General features: G+C 40.2%; 13 protein-coding genes. 10 read left to right on the top strand and 3 right to left on the bottom strand.

Annotation, left to right across the window (positions count from 1 at the left end):
* Nucleotides 1-76 precede the first annotated feature (76 nt).
* Entirely contained in the window at nucleotides 77-724 is a 648-nt protein-coding gene (locus tag QH73_RS22830) for a hypothetical protein (protein ID WP_039714326.1), read from the bottom strand.
* Between the two features lie 57 nt (nucleotides 725-781).
* Nucleotides 782-1,261 carry a hypothetical protein gene (locus QH73_RS22825; RefSeq protein ID WP_132867490.1) on the bottom strand — a complete coding sequence of 160 codons (480 nt, stop codon included), beginning with the start codon at nucleotides 1,259-1,261 and terminating at the stop codon, nucleotides 782-784.
* 665 nt (nucleotides 1,262-1,926) lie between these two features.
* On the opposite strand from QH73_RS22825, the gene QH73_RS22820 reads away from it, so the two are divergent.
* Nucleotides 1,927-2,574 carry a hypothetical protein gene (locus tag QH73_RS22820; protein ID WP_039714328.1) on the top strand — a complete coding sequence of 216 codons (648 nt, stop codon included), beginning with the start codon at nucleotides 1,927-1,929 and terminating at the stop codon, nucleotides 2,572-2,574.
* Between the two features lie 278 nt (nucleotides 2,575-2,852).
* Nucleotides 2,853-3,308, top strand: coding sequence for a response regulator (locus QH73_RS22815; protein WP_063777308.1), 456 nt, complete (start codon nucleotides 2,853-2,855; stop codon nucleotides 3,306-3,308).
* 492 nt (nucleotides 3,309-3,800) lie between these two features.
* Here the strand turns inward: QH73_RS22815 and QH73_RS22810 are convergent, their stop codons facing one another.
* On the bottom strand, nucleotides 3,801-5,219 hold the full coding sequence (locus QH73_RS22810) for a 1-acyl-sn-glycerol-3-phosphate acyltransferase (RefSeq protein WP_039714329.1): 1,419 nt from the start codon (nucleotides 5,217-5,219) through the stop codon (nucleotides 3,801-3,803).
* 567 nt (nucleotides 5,220-5,786) lie between these two features.
* On the opposite strand from QH73_RS22810, the gene QH73_RS22805 reads away from it, so the two are divergent.
* The 8 genes from QH73_RS22805 to QH73_RS22770 all read left to right on the top strand — a co-directional run bounded on the left by QH73_RS22805 (nucleotide 5,787) and on the right by QH73_RS22770 (nucleotide 17,647).
* Nucleotides 5,787-7,130, top strand: coding sequence for a sugar transferase (locus QH73_RS22805; protein ID WP_236147147.1), 1,344 nt, complete (start codon nucleotides 5,787-5,789; stop codon nucleotides 7,128-7,130).
* Between the two features lie 69 nt (nucleotides 7,131-7,199).
* Complete coding sequence (locus QH73_RS22800) at nucleotides 7,200-10,643, top strand: non-ribosomal peptide synthetase (RefSeq protein WP_132867489.1); 3,444 nt, start codon at nucleotides 7,200-7,202, stop codon at nucleotides 10,641-10,643.
* 53 nt (nucleotides 10,644-10,696) lie between these two features.
* Nucleotides 10,697-12,130, top strand: coding sequence for an oligosaccharide flippase family protein (locus tag QH73_RS22795; protein ID WP_039714331.1), 1,434 nt, complete (start codon nucleotides 10,697-10,699; stop codon nucleotides 12,128-12,130).
* Between the two features lie 46 nt (nucleotides 12,131-12,176).
* A complete protein-coding gene (locus QH73_RS22790) occupies nucleotides 12,177-13,142 on the top strand; it encodes a glycosyltransferase family 2 protein (RefSeq protein ID WP_201278297.1) in 966 nt (321 codons plus the stop codon).
* Nucleotides 13,143-13,167: 25 nt separating this feature from the next.
* Nucleotides 13,168-14,415 carry an O-antigen ligase family protein gene (locus QH73_RS22785; protein WP_039714332.1) on the top strand — a complete coding sequence of 416 codons (1,248 nt, stop codon included), beginning with the start codon at nucleotides 13,168-13,170 and terminating at the stop codon, nucleotides 14,413-14,415.
* Between the two features lie 26 nt (nucleotides 14,416-14,441).
* Nucleotides 14,442-15,479, top strand: a complete 1,038-nt coding sequence (locus tag QH73_RS22780) for a glycosyltransferase family 2 protein (RefSeq protein WP_039714333.1) — start codon at nucleotides 14,442-14,444, stop codon at nucleotides 15,477-15,479.
* Between the two features lie 172 nt (nucleotides 15,480-15,651).
* Nucleotides 15,652-16,443, top strand: coding sequence for a WecB/TagA/CpsF family glycosyltransferase (locus QH73_RS22775; protein WP_052289931.1), 792 nt, complete (start codon nucleotides 15,652-15,654; stop codon nucleotides 16,441-16,443).
* A 49-nt stretch (nucleotides 16,444-16,492) separates the two neighbouring features.
* Nucleotides 16,493-17,647 (top strand): endo-1,4-beta-xylanase, encoded by a 1,155-nt coding sequence (locus QH73_RS22770; RefSeq protein WP_039714334.1) that lies wholly within the window; start codon nucleotides 16,493-16,495, stop codon nucleotides 17,645-17,647.
* Nucleotides 17,648-17,697: the final 50 nt, after the last annotated feature.

The raw sequence follows: 17,697 nt of genomic DNA, 5'->3' as shown, positions 1-17,697 counted from the left end.
ATTTCGTACTATGTATGAAAATCTCTGTGAAAACCCGCCCCTACGATGATGTGGCTATTTGAACGGACATGATATGTTACCACAGACCTCGGCGATCGGCAGGGTCGCCGTAGGGGTCTTCGCTGGCGGGACGGATATTGCCGTACTGCCCGTAATCGGCAGGGTCGCCGTAGGGGTCTTCACTAGCAGGGCGGACATTGCCGTACTGCCCGTAATCTGCCGATCTACCACCACCCATCATCTTCTTGGCAGCAATAGCTGCAATCCCAGCCATCGCTGCTTTTGCTAAGGGATTGCTAAATAAGTTACCACCTCTTTGACCACCCATCATAGCTCCCGAAGCACCACCCATTAGCTGACCGAGTAGGTCTGGTTGTTGCTGATGAATATTACCCGTGGCGCGGGCGAGATAGTTGGGGTCTTGGAGGCGATCGTCTATGCCATCTTGGTTGAGGTCGGGAAAATCGTAGTTTTGCCCCCGCGCCTGCTGCTGAAGATATTGACCAAACTGCATCCGCTCTTGTGGAGACATGCGGCTAAAGGCTTCTTGTGCGGACTCTTGATAAATATCAGGGGGTACGTGTCTGGATACTTGTTGATATCGGTTATAAACTTCGTCGTCTGAATAGCCTTCGTGCGGTAAACCTTGTTCGTATCGATTCACAAAGTCTCTGTAGTCTCGCTCTCCATCCTGACCGCCAAACATGTTTTGTAAAAAGTTCATTTTTCCTTCCTACTGTTTTATTTCACTTGCTGTTCTATATCTTTGCTGCCGCGAGTGTCACAATGCTGGCGCTGGCTGCAAGTCGGTCAAGTCGCGACCTGTCGATCTGTTGTTGTATCCTTGGAAATCTCGGTACTGCCGCGCTTCCGATTCTGGAACTCGAATTCCCTCTGGTGGCGGCGTGACCCAATGAGGACGACCTTGAGCATCGCGATAATAAATCCGCCCGTTTTTGGAGAGGTAGTATTGTCCTTGGGGTCCTTGTCCTTTCCTATTTTTATGCTGATTGTAGATGTAGTAGAGTGCAGCCGCTCCACCCAAAATCGCAATTTTTTGTCCCGTAGACAGCCCCTTTCTTGCTTGAGGCTGGTTTGAAGGATAAGTTTGCGTTCTACCAACATTATCTGCAACAGGAGGCGGAGGTGCAGACGTGTTCCGATTGCCACCACAGGCGTTAAGAAGTGGAAGTGTCAGCAATGCCGATAATATTAGTGCCATTATCTGCGTCCACTTCCGGCGCGGGTAGATTTTTTCCATAGACTTTCTGTTTCTCCCGATCTAGCTAGACTGTGCCGAGGGATATAGCAGTTTTGTAAATTCGCGCTGTTGGAAAAATTCTTGTTCGAGCCATGTTTGTAAGACTATTTACAAACAGATTGTTTCAACAACGTAACTGCTATATCTCGTTCATCATGATGCACTAATTCGGGTCAGCCATCCTGCCAGCGATAGAAGTAGTAACTGCTACCGTATCAATCAAAATACGTACTGAAGTGGGGAATCAAACTTTACGTGTCTCCGTAGACTGGAGGGGATTTATTGACTGACTCAAGATATAGGACTCAGATTTAGTTTTTGAAATTTACGTAGGATGCGTTAGCACGATCGCGTAACGCATCACTGGCTGAATGGGTCAATCTAATAGGTTTTTGTGCGTGACGCAAGGCGCGTAACACACCCTACCCATACTGAGTTTTTTCAATTCCAAATGCGCTGTGCAATCTATAAGAAAACTTTGATGACAAGATTTTTTCCCGATCGAAATATCTTGAGGAGATAGAAAAACTAAATACTTCTATTGAGATATTTCTACTGATAGATAACAAAGTTGTAAGCTTCAATTTAAATTTAATAATACATCCCTCTCACACAACAAGAAATAGGCATTTAAGTTCTAAGGGATTGAGGAAGTAAATTAGGGTATGGCATACGTCAATAGACCACCTAACGATGCTGTTTCTGAACGCACCGTTACCAACACTCCCGTTGTCGATTACCACGATCGCATTCGCTGGGGTCCAATTATTTCAGGTATCGTAATTGCAATAGCAACTCAGTTAATTTTAAGTGCTTTATTTGCAGCGATTGGCGCAACAAGCATTGCGGGTTCTGGCGCACCAAGAACAAATGCTGCTGATGTCGCTGGTAACGTGGGAATTTGGTCGGCTATTGGTTTGTTAATTTCTTTGTTAATTGGCGGTTGGGTGACAGCTCGTGGCTGTGGACCAATGAATCGCAGTACAGCTCTACTTAACGGTGCAATTCTTTGGGCGACTACTTTAGCTCTTAGCTCTTGGCTAGTAACATCTGGAGTGACGGGAGCTTTTGGTTTGGCAGCTTCAGCTGCTTCCAATGCGGCTGGAGTCATATCTAACCAAGTTCAAGGTATTAATCCGCAAAACCTACCTAATATCAGTGCAGAACAAGCTCGTGACATTGCTAATGCCACTGCTAGAAGCTTGTGGTGGTTCGTATTTGGTTCGTTACTGGGTTTAATCGCCTCGCTGATTGGTGCTGTTGTTGGAGCGCGTAGCCCTCGGAAAACTTATGTAGAGTCTAATTTGAGATAGGAAAAACAGCCCCCCCTGGGAGCAAAGAATTAAAAAAGTCAGATGAGTGAGGGTTGATAAGTTCGCACCTGCGAACTTATTTTTTTTGTACAGTGCTGTATCGCTCTACTATTAAAAAAATCTTAATTTATACACCGATCGCTCTGGGGCAAGAGGTATATTAAGTTTTGTTGGTAAGTAATTATAACTATTGAATCGTAGCGGAATTTAAATATCAAAGACTGTAGTTTTAACAAAGCCTGTTTTTAACAAATTAAATTTATCTAGATTTTCATCTGATGGACTTATCTACTCGTTTTGGAAAGAACGGTACTAAAAGGATTCTGGTCTGCGATGACGTTTACGACCACGCCTTGTTACTCCAGGTTATTCTGGAGACTGAAGGCTATGAAGTGATGCTTGCAAACTCGGGAGCAGCAGCGATCGCCCAGATAGAACGAGCAAAGCCTGACCTAGTGTTACTCGATCTAATGATGCCAGGAATCGATGGCATGGAAATTGTGCGCCATATGCGTCAAAATCCTCGCAGCGATCGCATACCAGTTATTCTAGTTGCACCTAGTCGTCGCGATTCTATTTCGGCTGAATGTCAGAAATTAGTGAGTGGGATAGTTCATAAGCCGATTGAGTGGGAGGAATTAATTCCACAAGTAGAAGCGATCTTTGCAACACCGTTTTCTACAGGCAGTCAAAGAAATTTCCGCAGCTTCTCTGTTGTTGGTCAAAGGTTTTAAACCCCTGTTTTAAACAGGGAGAATAACGCCTAGACTTGCGATCAAAAGTGCTGCTCTTCGTTATAGAATAATACTTCTGCTAAAAGAGCTAAGCCCATCAAAATAATAAAGCAGAACACAAAAAACCAAAATAGTCCCAATCCCATCATGGCGATCGCCTCCAACCAAGCTCGTAATTTCCCTGATTCTATTGCTCAAGCAGAGTCAACACCCACACGAGGATAACAACGGTAAACGGTACTACAGCCAAAAGAAATAAAATTTTTGGTGTCAGTCTAGGATTTTGCATGACCGGGCTTAGAGTTGCTCGGACATATTTCTCCCAAAAATTAGAATTCCTAAAATTAGAATGCGAGTCTCGTGCCATCTCCTCCTCGTTGACTTTAGAAGAGATCTATCTTTAAATTATCGAGATTTTTCAGAGATAACTTGGGTTGACATAAAAAGTAAAAATTGAAGGAGCGATCGCCTTGAGGAAATTTAAGCGGCAGGTTAGATCGTTTGTTCTAAAGCAGTTTGCAGATCTCTTGTCAGATCTGTAATAGCTTGCTTGGCGCTGCGACGACTGGCTTGATATATTTGCCAGCGATCTGAAACTGAAATTGGTTCGCCTACCGTCATTTGGACTGATTGCTTGCCCAGTCGAGGACGGCGCACGGTACTGCTACCTTTTATTCGGGCAATTGTTTCCCACAGCAACAAAGTTGTTTCAGCAAACCGCTCCATCGTCGGTTTCTCCCGAACGTACTTGCCCGTGACGGCAACAAAATTTTCAACAAGTCGCATATGCCACATGCTCAGGCTAGCTTCCTGGGCAATGCGATCGGCTAATCCTCGCTCTACAGGAGACAGGGCTTCTATTTGCTTAATATCTTCTCGATAAATCCAATCCCAGCCCGCTTGTTCCAAACGACGACAGCGTTCGATCGCACTACCTTGAGGTTGGAAGTGGAAATACTGTTCTGCTACTTGCAATGCCGCATCCATGAGTGCTTGCAATCGCGCTGCAAAGTCCCGTTCGGAATTAGGTCGTTTTAATCCTGAAGTATTTTCTGCTGTCACTGCATCGGCAGCAATTGCATTAACTGAAATTGGTAATGTTTGACGGTAAAACCGAGTATAAAATTCTTCCATCAAGGACAGCAGGTGTTCGCCCAATCGATAAAGACGTTGGTAGAGCAAGGCTTCATCTGTTGAGGCAATTTTTTCTTTTTCCCCCTCTTGCTTCAAACCACTATCTGCTTCCAATTTGCTCAATAGCTTTTCTAAAGGTTGCCAAACAGGTTGAACGTAGGAATACCTAATTCCAATTGGTACGATGAAAACTTGTTCGGCGCGTCCGGCATTCAGCAAATCTTCAACGCCCCAAAATCCTAACTGAGCAATGCCAGGTTCCAAAGGACTAACTATTTCACCGTGTCCGTTAGTGGCTCCTTCTGGAGCTACTGCCATAGGAAAGCTGCCGTTGATTAACAGATTTCGCGCTGTTCGCAACCCTAGCCGATCGACTTTGCCTCGATGAATGGGAATGCCACCCAAGTTGGAAAACAACCAACTGACATGCGCTCCCGCCCACAAGGGAATACCGCGATCGTAAAGAAAATGTGCGTGAATTGGATGTGGTAGCGATATTTGCTGTTGGCGTGCTACCCGTGGTACGAGACGATGCAGTAAGTACGCCATACAAAATGGATCGTCAGGGCTGGGATGCCGGAACGCCATGATAAAACGAGTTTTACCAGCCCCAAAAGCGCGATAAAGATCGACTAAAACTTCTGTGTTCTCTGCTTGAATGTGAGTAATCGCTGTTTGCGATCGCAACAGGATAGGTAACAGCAGTTGAGTTCCCCGCAGAACCAAGGGATTGAAAGCTGGAGGAATAAATTCTAGTGAAGGTTGGGCGCGAACCATTAACAAACCTTTGGAGTCCCACTTGCTTTTATGCTAAACCATTCGTGCCAAAAGTTAGGTTGGTAGCTTTCCTAATGCTGCCGGATGAGTGCGATCGTACATCCTGTTTCTATTGTTTGAGCAGAAATCATACAACTCATACATCAAGTCATACATATTCCTGAACGCGATCGCTAACAGTCGGTTTGCATACTGTTATAAGTAGCGTACAGAGCCACAAGCACCGAGCAACAAGTAATGAATATGTGTCTAAGTCTCACCTCTAAGTCTCACCTTCAATTGTTAGCTAGTTAAGGGCGTTGGCAATTTTACTTAACCTTGAAACTCATCGGTTGGAGAATGATTGAAAGCACCTACAAGCGATCGATTCGCTCGTGCTTTGTAACAATTTATACTCTCCCATCTACTGGATGCATCTCTACCCAAGCTTCGTAAAATCTTAAATCTTAGTACAGCATTTATCGAAAATTTTGAGGTCAAAAAAGCATGTCTACGGCTTTCTTAAATCAAGGTTCTCTAGATTTACGCGAACCTGTATTTGCCAAGATCAGGAAAGGTTCGTGGTGGCTGCGATTGATTGCAATGGTGGCGACCGACTATACTCTTCTACTTTTTGCTTGGATCATATCTGAAAATTATGCTTCTCGGAATTTTTCTGACTATACACAGAGCAATTCTTTGCAGATGATAGTAATCGCTGTTACTGTTCAAATAGCAGCACTAGCTCTTCAAGGTTCTTATCAGTTAGGAAAAAAACATTTTCAATATTTAAGCATTAGTAAAACGCTAGTTTTTGCTCATGGATTGCTGCTATTATTTGGCTTGATATCCCAATCAGTTTTTGATATTACTCGTTCGACATTGATATTATCTTTATTGGCGAGCATATTGTTTGTTTGCACTGGAAGATTAGCCATTACTTTCTTTTTTGACCATCTTCATCAACAGAAAATTCTAGATCGCGATTCAGTTTTTGTGATTTGTAGCCCTGAGAATTACGAACAATGCCTTACGACTATCAAGGAAGAGAATCGTTACATTATACGTGGGATGGCAAGTCCTACAGCATTAGATAGATATTCGCGCCGAGAGACATTAGAACAGTTGAATAAATTAGGTGTAACAGAAGTCTTTATATCTTGGGATGCAATTAAAAACAGAATGTTTTTACGCTGGCTGTTTCAAGCGTCTGGGATAACACTGCATATTTTACCGATGGAGTTAAAACCAATTTATAGAGATATCGAGTTTAAAAAGATTGGAGGAATGACCTGTCTGAGTTTTGACTGTCCGGTAATTACAGGAAAAGATTTCTGGCTGAAGCGAATCATGGATTTTATCGCTGCTGCTTTATTTATTACTTTCACCTTTCCCATCTACATAGCGATCGCTATAGCTATCAAACTAGATTCTCCTGGTTCAATATTTTTTAAGCAAACTCGTATAGGTCTACATGGAAAACCATTTCAAGTGTGGAAGTTTCGTACCATGAAGACTGATGCGGAAAAATTACAAAAAGATTTAGAAACTTTAAACGATACAAAAGATGGAATTTTATTTAAAATAAAAGACGATCCTCGCATTACTCGCATTGGCAAATTTCTCCGTCGTTACAGCTTAGATGAACTACCACAACTGTTTAACGTTCTGCTGGGAGAAATGAGTTTAGTTGGTCCCCGTCCTTTGCCAATTAGAGATGTAGAAAAGTTTTCCGAGCAACATTTTATTCGACAAGAAGTCTTACCTGGCGTTACAGGTCTTTGGCAAGTTTCAGGACGTTCTAATATTTTAGATTTTGACCAAGTAATAAAACTCGATCTCAACTACATTGAAAACTGGTCGCTTGGTTTGGATTTTGAAATTGTACTCAAAACAATTCAGGTAGTTTTGAAAAAAGAAGGCGCTTATTAAAAAGAGTTGTACAGACCGATACTAATTAGCAATAGAAAACTGAGTAAAAAGCACGGTCGAGAAAGTATTATGTTTACTAAAAAAGATTTTGAACCATCGGTTTCTATCCAGTCTTCACTCGCCTACTGGAAACAACAATTAGCAGGTGTGTCACCTTTGTTATCACTCCCTACCGATCGATCGCGACGCATAGATCGAGCTTATCGAGGTAGTTCTCAATCGTTTGTGCTGTCTCGGAAACTAACAACAGGACTCAGTTCATTGAGTAGACAGGAAGGTGTCACCCTATTTACAACTTTATTAGCGGCATTTGATACTTTGCTTTACCGCTATACAAGTACGGAAGATATCGTAGTCGGTTCCCCTGTTGTTAACCAGAATTATTCGTCGATAGACTTGACTTTTCTTAATGCTTTAGTTCTTCGCACCGATTTGTCTGGAAATCCTAGTTTTCAGCAATTGCTAGAGCGAGTACGGGAAGTTATTTTGTCAGCGCAAAATCATCAAAATGTCCCTCTTTCAGTTTTAATTACAGAATTACAACTGGAGATAGATCCGAGTTATTCACCTCTGTTTCAGGTAACGTTCACCTTTAATGAAAATATTTTTTTACAAGACATGGAGCTGTCTAGCTTAGCTACAAGTCCTTGGGGAATAGAAGATAACACAGCGAAGATCGATCTAGCTTTGATGGTAGAACAAAATAGTAATGGATTAAAAGGAAGGTGGTTATACAACGCTAATCTATTTGATTCTGGCACAGTTGAACGGATGAACGGGCATTTCCAGGCTTTGTTAGCAAGTATAGTTGCTAATCCACAACAGCCCATTTCTGAATTATCTCTCCTAACTATACAAGAGCAACAGCAGCTACTCGTAGAATTTAATAATACTCAGACAGACTATCCCCGAGATAAATGCATCCATCAGTTATTTGAGCAACAGGTAGTACAAAACCCAGAAGGGGTTGCTGTAGTTTTTGAAGATCGACATTTGACATACGCAGAGTTGAATGCCAAAGCCAATCAACTAGCTCATTACCTAACTTCACTGGGTGTCGGCAATAATACACTAGTAGGAATTTGTCTAGAACGATCCTTAGAGATGGTAGTTGGTTTTCTGGGGATTCTCAAAGCAGGGGGAGCTTATGTTCCTCTGGATCCAAGCTATCCAAGCGCTCGTTTGGCATTCATGTTGGAAGATTCCCAACCATTAGCGATTTTAACTCAGGCAAGGCTAATGGATATTCTGCCAGATCTCGGAGCGAAAGTAATTTGTCTAGATACTAATTGGCAGGAAATTTGCCAACACAGCTCTGACAATCCTGTTGTGGAGATGACTTCCGAGCATCTAGCTTATGTAATGTATACCTCCGGCTCTACAGGTAAGCCCAAGGGTGTAATGATTACCCATCAGGGACTAGTTAACCACAACTTAGCGATCGCCGAATTATTTGAACTAAAAGCAAGCGATCGAGTGTTGCAATCTGCCTCCATTAGCTTTGACATATCCGTTGAAGAAATCTTTCCGACCTGGATTAGTGGAGCAAGTTTAATTCTGCGTAATGAAGAAGTACTCACTTCTACCAAAAACCTCCTAGAATTTATCGAAAAAGAGCAGATTACTATTCTCGATCTACCTACAGCTCTATGGCATGAGATAGTCCATGTAATGCACGAGTTCGGTGAAAGGTTACCAAAATGCGTGCGTTTAGTAGTTGTAGGTGGAGAAAAAGCATCAGCAGTAGCATATTTGCATTGGTGGAATTTAGTAGGCGATCGCTGTCGATGGATCAATACCTATGGACCAACTGAAACAACTGTCAGTGCAGCATTTTACGAACCAGCTGCCAACCCAGAAACTCAACAATCCATTTCAGAAATTCCCATAGGTCGTCCCCTTGCCAATATTCAAACTTACATCCTCGACCGGCAATTACAACTAGTACCTATAGGTGTACCTGGTGAACTTTATATTGGAGGTGCAGGTGTAGCGCGGGGCTATTTCAACCGTCCCGAATTAACTGCTGCGAAATTCGTTCCTAACCTATTTACGAACAGTACTGAAGATCGGCTTTACAGAACTGGAGATTTAGTACGCTACCTTCCTAACGGTAACATTGAATTTCTCGGTCGCAGCGACTACCAAGTGAAGATTCGCGGCTTCAGAATTGAACTGGCAGAAATTGAAGCCATGCTCAGTCAACATCCTAGCGTACAAGACAATGTGGTCATAGTACGAGAAGATGAACCCGGCAATAAACACCTAGTAGCTTACATTGTTCCCATATCAAAGCAAAAACTCAATACTAGCGAATTACGTGAATTTCTGAAAAGGCAACTACCAGATTATATGATGCCTTCATCTTTCACGATCCTAGAAACGATACCTCTAACGCCAAATGGTAAGATAGACCGTCGCGCTCTACCCGCACCCACGTACGGTAGGCAAGAATCTGAAAACACTTTTGTTGCTCCTCGGAATCAATTAGAAATTCAAATAACAAAAATTTGGGAAAAAGTTTTAGGTATTCAACCTATTGGCGTGAAACACAACTTCTTTGAATTAGGAGGCAACTCGCTGATAGCTGTACGCCTGTTTGCTGAAATTGAGAAAACTTGGAGTCGAAACCTTCCTTTAGCTACTCTTTTTGAAGTCCCCACGATTGAGAAGCTTGCTTGTCTTCTCCAGCAGGAAGAATCTTCACTTACTTGGTCGTCACTTGTGCCAATCCAACCAAATGGCTCGAAACTACCTTTATTCTGCATTCATCCGATTGGTGGTAACGTCCTAGAGTACTATCCTTTAGCACATTATTTGGATTGCGAGCAACCTATTTATGGGCTACAAGCACAAGGACTAGATGGCAAACAAGAGCCTCTTCGCCGGGTTGAAGATATGGCGAATCATTATATCAATGAGATACGCAGCTTTCAGCCCAATGGTCCCTATCTATTAACAGGTTATTCGTTTGGTGGACTGGTTGCATTTGAGATGGCTAGGAAACTTCACGATCAAGGAGAGAAGGTGGCTTTACTAGTATTATTAGATACCAGCTCTCCCAACTTGGTGGAATCTAATCGATCGCTTGTTAAATTCATCGGGGTTCATTTAAGTAATCTTTGGCAACTTAAACCTAAAGATAGGTTGAGATACATTAAGAATTGGGTGCAGTGGAAGTTGAATAAGGGGAATTACAAAAACTTTATATCTAGCCAGTTATTTGAACCTCTCAAACATGGCAAAGTTATTGACTGTAATTTCCAAGCTGCTCAAGAATATGTGCCTCAAGTTTACTCAAAACAAGGAACAGTTACTCTCTTTCGTTCTAAAATACAGCCTGTACAATTTGCCGATCGTTCTGAATTAGGTTGGGGTGAAATGGTAGCTGGAGACTTAGAGATCGAGCATATTCCTGGAGAACATCATAGTTTGTTGAAAGAACCTGTTGTCCAAGTAGTTGCTGAAAAACTAAAGGTTTGTCTAGAGCGAGTTCAAGCAAAATATCTCTAATTCTTCGATTAGTTGTCAGCAAGCTTAACCTATCTCAGAATAATCAATTACTAATGTCAGAACAACGCAATCTGGTTATAAATTCTCTTTCAATGCTGGTCAATAGGTTAACGCAAGGTATAGCAACCTTTGTATTAACAGCAACTATTGCTCGCACCCTTGGAGCTCATGCATTAGGGCAGTATTTACTAGCATTCAGTTACTACTACATGTTCATGAGCATAGCTTCTCAAGGGCTAAAGAGTTTTTTTACACGGCAATTATCTCGCGAACTACAAGAAATACCAGTTTATCTGGTCAATGGAACTTTATTACAGTTATTGTTCAGCATCATTGGTTATTTGGTTCTGGTTGCTGTAGTTTTTGCGCTGCCCTATAGTTCTGATACTTCGACCATTTGTTACATTATGGGGTTGACTATCATCCCCTTTTCACTCTCCAATATTACAGAAGCAATTTTTCAAGCACAAGAAAAGATGCACCTGATTGCATTATCGACCGTGCCAATTTATATATTGCGCTTGCTCGTAATGATTTGGGCAATAAATCTTAAATATGGAGTCGATAGCCTTGCTGCGATCTTGGTAATTTCCGAAATTTTAATTTTGATAATTGAATGGTGTTTGGCGATCAATATAATTGGTATTCACTGGCAAATCAAACAAGATTTTATTTGGAAGGCCATTAAAAACTCTCGAACATTTCTTGCGCTCGAAGCAATAGGAATAATTGCTGGTAGAATGCAGATACTTATCCTATCACTCTTAGGTAGTGAATTGTTAGTTGGGCTTTATGGCGCCATTGAACAATTAATGCAACCTTATTATATTCTTTGTGATAGTATTCTTTTAGCTACTTTTCCTAAAATGTCAAAGTTAGTAGAGTTAGGAAAAGAAAAGCAACGTCAGTTCGGAGAAGGAATTATTCAAGTTTTACTATGTATTGTCTTGCCTTTAATAATTGGAATGTTGATTTTAGGCAATGATTTATTGAACTTTATTTATAAAGATCCTACTTTTAAAGAAGCGCTATTACCTTTTGACTTAGTTGCTTTGACACTCCTAACATTTACTTTTTCAAGAAGTTGCGGATATATTTTAATAGCAAATAGCTACGAAAAACTTCATTTATTTGAAGTTGTTTCTACTACTATTTTGGGAGGAATTTCAGGCATATTCTTTATTTCACAGTATAAATTAATTGGTGCTGCATATATGGCTATAGTTATTTCTTTGAGTAGTACTAGTATGCTTGTATATTCTGTTTACAATCGTTTATTTTCATTCAACTTATGGAACATCATGCGTTATCCAATTATTATTAGTGTTTTAATGCTGCCCGTTTTTACTTTCCTCAAGTTAAGTGGGTTAAACTTTTTGGCAGTTTTAGTTACAGCTACGTTTATATATGCTGTATTAGTTAAAGTTTTGAGTGTTCGAGTATCAAATAGTTTTAGCTTAACAAATTCTGCTTTTTTCAAAAAATAGTGTTTATTTACAAAGATTACTGTTAATAATATTCAGGAGAAATACTGTGTCAACAAATGAAAGTATTCAACCAGTTGTTAGTGTAGTCATTCCTTCACGAAATAGACCTCAACTTGTTAGTCGCGCAGTCAAGAGCGCATTAGCTCAAACCTACAAAGCAATTGAGGTTATTGTAATTGTGGATGGACCCGACCGAGACACAGTTCAAGTTATTGAAGCAATAAATGATTCTAGGTTAAGAGTAATAGAACTGCCAGTTAATGTCGGACCTGCAGGTGCTAGAAATGCTGGTGTGAGGGAAGCAAAAGGTACTTGGATCGCCTTTCTGGATGACGATGATGAATGGCTACCCCAAAAGATTGAACGTCAACTGGAAGTAGCAAATCATTCACGCTATGCTTTTCCAATTATCGCTAGTCGTTTCATTGCTCGGTCATCAAAAGGAGACTTCATTTGGCCTAAAAAGCTGATAAGCAATTCAGAGAATATAAGTGATTATCTCTTCGTTCGTAACTCTTTATTTATGGGAGAAAAATTTATAGCAACTCCTACATTGTTAACGAAAAAAGAGCTGCTACAAAAAATCCCCTTTAATAATCTACGCAGACATGAAGATTGGGACTGGCTGTTGCGAAGTAATCAATTAGCAGATGTAGGAATTGAGTTTGCACCCGAAGAATTGTGTGTTTGTTCGATGCAACTAAACCGTAATAGTCTAAGTAGTACTAGCAACTGGAAATATTCTTTAGATTGGATTCGCTCAGTTCGCGAGTTAATAACACCGCTAGCCTATTCAGCTTTTATTGTAATAGAAGTAATACCACAAGCTTCTTCTGAAGGTAGTTGGAAAGTATTCTTGCTTTTATTATGGGATATTCTCAAGTTCGGTAAACCTAGACCTGTTGATTTTTTATTATATTTTGCTATGTGGTTATTTCCTCAAAATATCAGGCAACAAATTCGCTATTTTTTTATAAAAAAACAGCCGCAGCATATGCACAAGCCTATTTAAATAAACATGAAATAAAATTTTTGTCATGAAAAAAAAATTAGTGGTTGCCGAAAATATATTTGCTACTTTGTCTTTATTGCATTATACGTCGGGTCCTCTATCTGTTATTTTTACAGGAGGAATAAGTGAAGGAGAGTTAACTACAATTCAACCAGATAATACTTTGATATGGTTTCTTTTTCTTCTCAATTACGGAATCAGCTTTTTACTCCTGATCGCGCGATGGAAAACAACAATTTATTTGCTCAGTAAAGATAAATTTATCTGGGTTTTAGTAGGGGTTGCCTTAATTTCAATTTCATGGTCTTTTTCTCCAGAAATGACACTACGCCGTGGTATAGCTTTGCTTGGAACAACTGCTTTCGGATTCTATTTAGCGACACGTTACAGCTTAAAACAGCTACTTTATTTACTGAGCTGGGTCTTTGGTATAGCAATATTCCTAAGTTTTTTCTTTGGTATGGTGCTGCCTCAATACGGGTCTATGGGAGGAATCCATGCAGGAGCTTGGCGGGGGATATATCCACATAAAAATACTTTGGGAGGAACTATGGTGCTAAGCGCAATTGTTTTTTTTCTCCTAGCTATGGATAGCAAAAATTATCGTTTTATTTTAGGATGTGGCTTTCTATTTTCAGTAGTTCTCGTCTTACTATCAACTTCAAAGACATCCTTAACGAACCTGGTATTTCTTGTAGCTGCAATTCATATATACCGAACTTTTCGACAGCGTTATGAAATAATGGTTCCTACTCTTATTGCCATAACAATAGTAAGTGGAAGCTTTTATATATTATTGATTAGCAACCTGGATAACTTCATGGGGTTACTCGGTAAAAATGCAACACTTACTGGTCGTACAGATTTGTGGCCGGCTGTTGTGAACAAGATTCAGCAACGTCCTTGGCTAGGTTATGGATACAGTGGATTTTGGTCTACTGATTGGACAGGTGAGTCTGTTGATGTTTGGTACATAATAGGCTGGATTTCTCCAAACTCTCATAATGGGGTTTTGGATCTCTGGCTTGATTTAGGCTTATTAGGAGTGTTGATATTTTTGATTGGATTTTGGAAAAATTTGATTAATGGATTAGCCTGGATTCGCCAAAGCAAAACGTCGGTGAGTATTTTTCCATTGGTGTATTTTACATACATTGTTTTAGCAAATCTAACTGAAAACACTCTTTTAGTACAAAATAGTATTTTTTGGGTTCTATATGTAACTATTTCTCTCTTACTTATTAAACTACCAGTGAATTTAAGAAATACTTAAATCAAATATGAGGAGAAAACATTTTTATGAATAAGGTATCTATTGTTATTCCAGTTTATGGCGCAGAAAGATATGTATCTGATGCAGTTCAGTCAGCTTTGCAACAAACATATGAAAATATAGAAATTTTGATTGTTGATGATGGTTCTCTTGATAAAAGTATAGAAATATGTCAAAAGTTCACTGATTCTAGGATAAAAATTATTCGTCAAAAAAATCGTGGACTTCCTGGAGCTAGAAATACAGGAATTCGTCATGCTCAAGGAAAATACATAGGATTTCTAGATGCTGATGACATTTGGCTACCAGAAAAAGTAGAAAAACACGTCAATCATCTCAATAATTCTCGCGATGTAGGCGTTAGTTTCAGCTATTCTGCTTTTATCAATGAAGATGGTGAACCCTTAGGTACTTATCAGAAACCTAAGTTCCGAGATATCACTCCAGCCTATTTACTGTGTCGTAATCCTATTGGTAATGGTTCAGCAGGGATAATACGACGCGAAGCATTTGCAGCAATTAGATTCCAAGATAACTTGCATGGAACTGTGGAAGACTTTTATTTCGATGAACGACTGCGCCATTCAAATGCCGACGCTACTGACTTTGATTGCTGGCTAAGGATTGCAATTCAGGCGGGATGGAAAATAGAGGGTATCCCTCAAGTTTTGACTCTTTATCGAGTCACCTCACAAAGCCTTTCGGCTAATATGCTCAAACAGTTAGACGCTATAGAAAAGGTACTTGAAAAGACGCACTCTTATGCTCCAGAGATTGTCGATCTCTGGGGTAGTAGAGCTAAAGCTGTTTATCAAAGGCATATAGCGCGAAGGGCTATCACACAAAAATCGAGAGATCTGGCAATAAAAATGTCTCACCAAGCAATAGCCACTGATTGGCGGATTCTGATAGAAGAACCACAACGCACATATTCAACTTTAGCTGCGGCTTATTTGCTTCAGTTGTTACCTCTCTCTATTTACAACCAGATCGAAGGTTTCGCCTTCAAGATAGCAGGAGCAATCCAAAAACAGCGAATTATAGCAGAGCAATCGCAAATATAAAGTTGCTCTATTGCTGAATCTGATAATTTTATCATATCTAAGATATCTAATAGAAAATTAGTGTCTTACTTACCGTCTTATGAAGTCTTCGTTTAATTTTTTACTTAACTTCTCTGAATTTTTTCACGATTGATAACAGACATTCTGAGTTTAGAAAACATGGTAGATGCTTATGAAAAACTTATTGGCTGAATCTAAAATCATTCAATCTCTAAGAATGTTGGGGATTACGGTTAATGCTTTGTCTATACCTCAGTTAAATGCTCTAATTACTGAAGCTATTAACCTTAACAAACATTGGATAATTGCTAACCATAACTTGCATAGCATTTACCTCTATCATCATGATCCTAAAATGCGAGCTTTTTACGATAAAGCGGATTACACCCATGTTGATAGTATGGCATTAGTTTTGCTTGGGCGCTTTTTGGGTCTTCCCTTAAAACGAGAACACCGAGTTACATACGCAGATTGGATAGAACCGCTCATAGCTGAGGCAGCTTACCAAGGATGGCGGGTATTCTATCTTGGTTCTAAGCCTGGAGTAGCTGAACAGGGAGCTAAGAACCTCAAAGATAGGTTTCCCAACTTAGAGATAGCTACGGCAGATGGATACTTCGATCCGACTATGGAGAGTTCAGAAAACTGCGATCGCTTGGCAATCATTAACGCTTATCAACCTCACATATTGATGGTAGGTATGAGTATGCCACGACAAGAACACTGGATACTCGATAACCTAGAACACCTTTGTGCTAACGTCATTTTACCATCAGGGGCAGCTATAGATTATGTTGCAGGTACAGTTCCTACTCCACCACGGTGGTCGGGAAAATGGGGCTTAGAATGGCTATTTCGACTAATAGCAGAACCGAGGCGATTATGGCGGCGCTACTTGGTTGAACCGTGGCTTTTATTGAAACTACTTTTATCAGAAGGATGGATAAGATTTAAAGGAGGTTAATCTTAGAATCTCACTATCGGCTTAGGTAGATTGCTAACAAGCAAAAATTATGGCGAAAAAAAATCTTTTCACAAGAAGGCAAACATTATTTTTTTGGTCAAGCATGTTTGTTAGTATTAGTGTTTTAACTAGTAAGAATGCACTCGAACCAAGGCAAATCTATCCTCTAAATAAAAACTTTGTAGCAAGTGGAAATATGTCTTTAGGTAAGCGAGCGCTGATTAAGGGATTATTGTATGGAGCAGCAGTTAACAAAGATTCCTTATCTGCAAATCCGCAATTGGTAGCAAGCGTTGCTAAAGAGTGCGCCATCATTGTTTCAGAGTGGGAATTAAAGTGGAATTTTCTGCGCCCCACATCTACTTCTTTTGACTTTATGCCTGCTGATTGGCTGGCTGATTTTGCCCGCACTCACGGGTTACTATTTCGCGGGCATACTTTAGTTTGGCATGAAGCTATGCCCAAATGGTTTCTCAAAACTATCAATAGCAAGAATGCTAAACAGTTATTACTAGAACACATTACTACAGTTGTTAAACATTATGCTGGAAATATCCATTCATGGGATGTGGTAAATGAAGCAATTAATTTACAGGACAGACGATCTGATGGGTTGAGGAAAACACCTTGGCTGCAATTTATAGGACGAGATTACATCGAAATAGCTTTTCGTGCAGCGGCAGAAGCCGATCCTAAAGCAATGCTAGTTTATAATGATTATGGACTGGAATATGACACTCCTGAACATGAGGCTAAAAGAAAGGCTGTACTGAATTTATTAAAGAATTTAAAGTCTAAAGGTACACCAATTCATGCTCTGGGTATTCAATCTCACTTGTCAGGCAACGAAACTCGCTTTAATTCTCAGAAGTTTCAAAAATTTCTCAGTGAAATAGCTAATCTAGATCTCAAAATCTTAATTACAGAAATAGATGTCAAAGATAAAAACTTGCCTGTAGATCTCAAAGTTCGCGATCGCATTGTCGCCGCCACTTATGAAGATTATCTGTCGGTAGTACTAGATGAGCCAGCAGTCATTGCAGTTTTAACGTGGGGATTGAGCGATCGCTATACCTGGCTCTCGGAATATCAACCACGGCGAGATGGTGCAAAGGTACGACCTTTACCGCTAGATGCCAATTTTAAACGTAAATTGGCATGGAATGCGATCGCCCGTGCTTTTGACAATGCTCCCTATCGTTAAAACACTTACGAATTTAGAAATCAATAAAAATTGAATTTTGGATTGATAAA

This window comes from Scytonema millei VB511283 (assembly GCF_000817735.3).
Taxonomy (GTDB): Bacteria; Cyanobacteriota; Cyanobacteriia; order Cyanobacteriales; family Chroococcidiopsidaceae; genus Chroococcidiopsis; species Chroococcidiopsis millei_B.
This window is presented reverse-complemented; position numbering and strand designations above follow the sequence as displayed.

Excerpts from the sequence above, each read along its gene's own strand:
- QH73_RS22830 (WP_039714326.1), bottom strand. The coding sequence starts at position 724 with ATGAACTTTTTACAAAACATGTTTGGCGGTCAGGATGGAGAGCGAGAC.
- QH73_RS22825 (WP_132867490.1), bottom strand. The coding sequence starts at position 1,261 with ATGGAAAAAATCTACCCGCGCCGGAAGTGGACGCAGATAATGGCACTA.
- QH73_RS22820 (WP_039714328.1), top strand. The coding sequence starts at position 1,927 with ATGGCATACGTCAATAGACCACCTAACGATGCTGTTTCTGAACGCACC.
- QH73_RS22815 (WP_063777308.1), top strand. The coding sequence starts at position 2,853 with ATGGACTTATCTACTCGTTTTGGAAAGAACGGTACTAAAAGGATTCTG.
- QH73_RS22810 (WP_039714329.1), bottom strand. The coding sequence starts at position 5,219 with ATGGTTCGCGCCCAACCTTCACTAGAATTTATTCCTCCAGCTTTCAAT.
- QH73_RS22800 (WP_132867489.1), top strand. The coding sequence starts at position 7,200 with ATGTTTACTAAAAAAGATTTTGAACCATCGGTTTCTATCCAGTCTTCA.
- QH73_RS22795 (WP_039714331.1), top strand. The coding sequence starts at position 10,697 with ATGTCAGAACAACGCAATCTGGTTATAAATTCTCTTTCAATGCTGGTC.
- QH73_RS22785 (WP_039714332.1), top strand. The coding sequence starts at position 13,168 with ATGAAAAAAAAATTAGTGGTTGCCGAAAATATATTTGCTACTTTGTCT.
- QH73_RS22780 (WP_039714333.1), top strand. The coding sequence starts at position 14,442 with ATGAATAAGGTATCTATTGTTATTCCAGTTTATGGCGCAGAAAGATAT.
- QH73_RS22775 (WP_052289931.1), top strand. The coding sequence starts at position 15,652 with ATGAAAAACTTATTGGCTGAATCTAAAATCATTCAATCTCTAAGAATG.
- QH73_RS22770 (WP_039714334.1), top strand. The coding sequence starts at position 16,493 with ATGGCGAAAAAAAATCTTTTCACAAGAAGGCAAACATTATTTTTTTGG.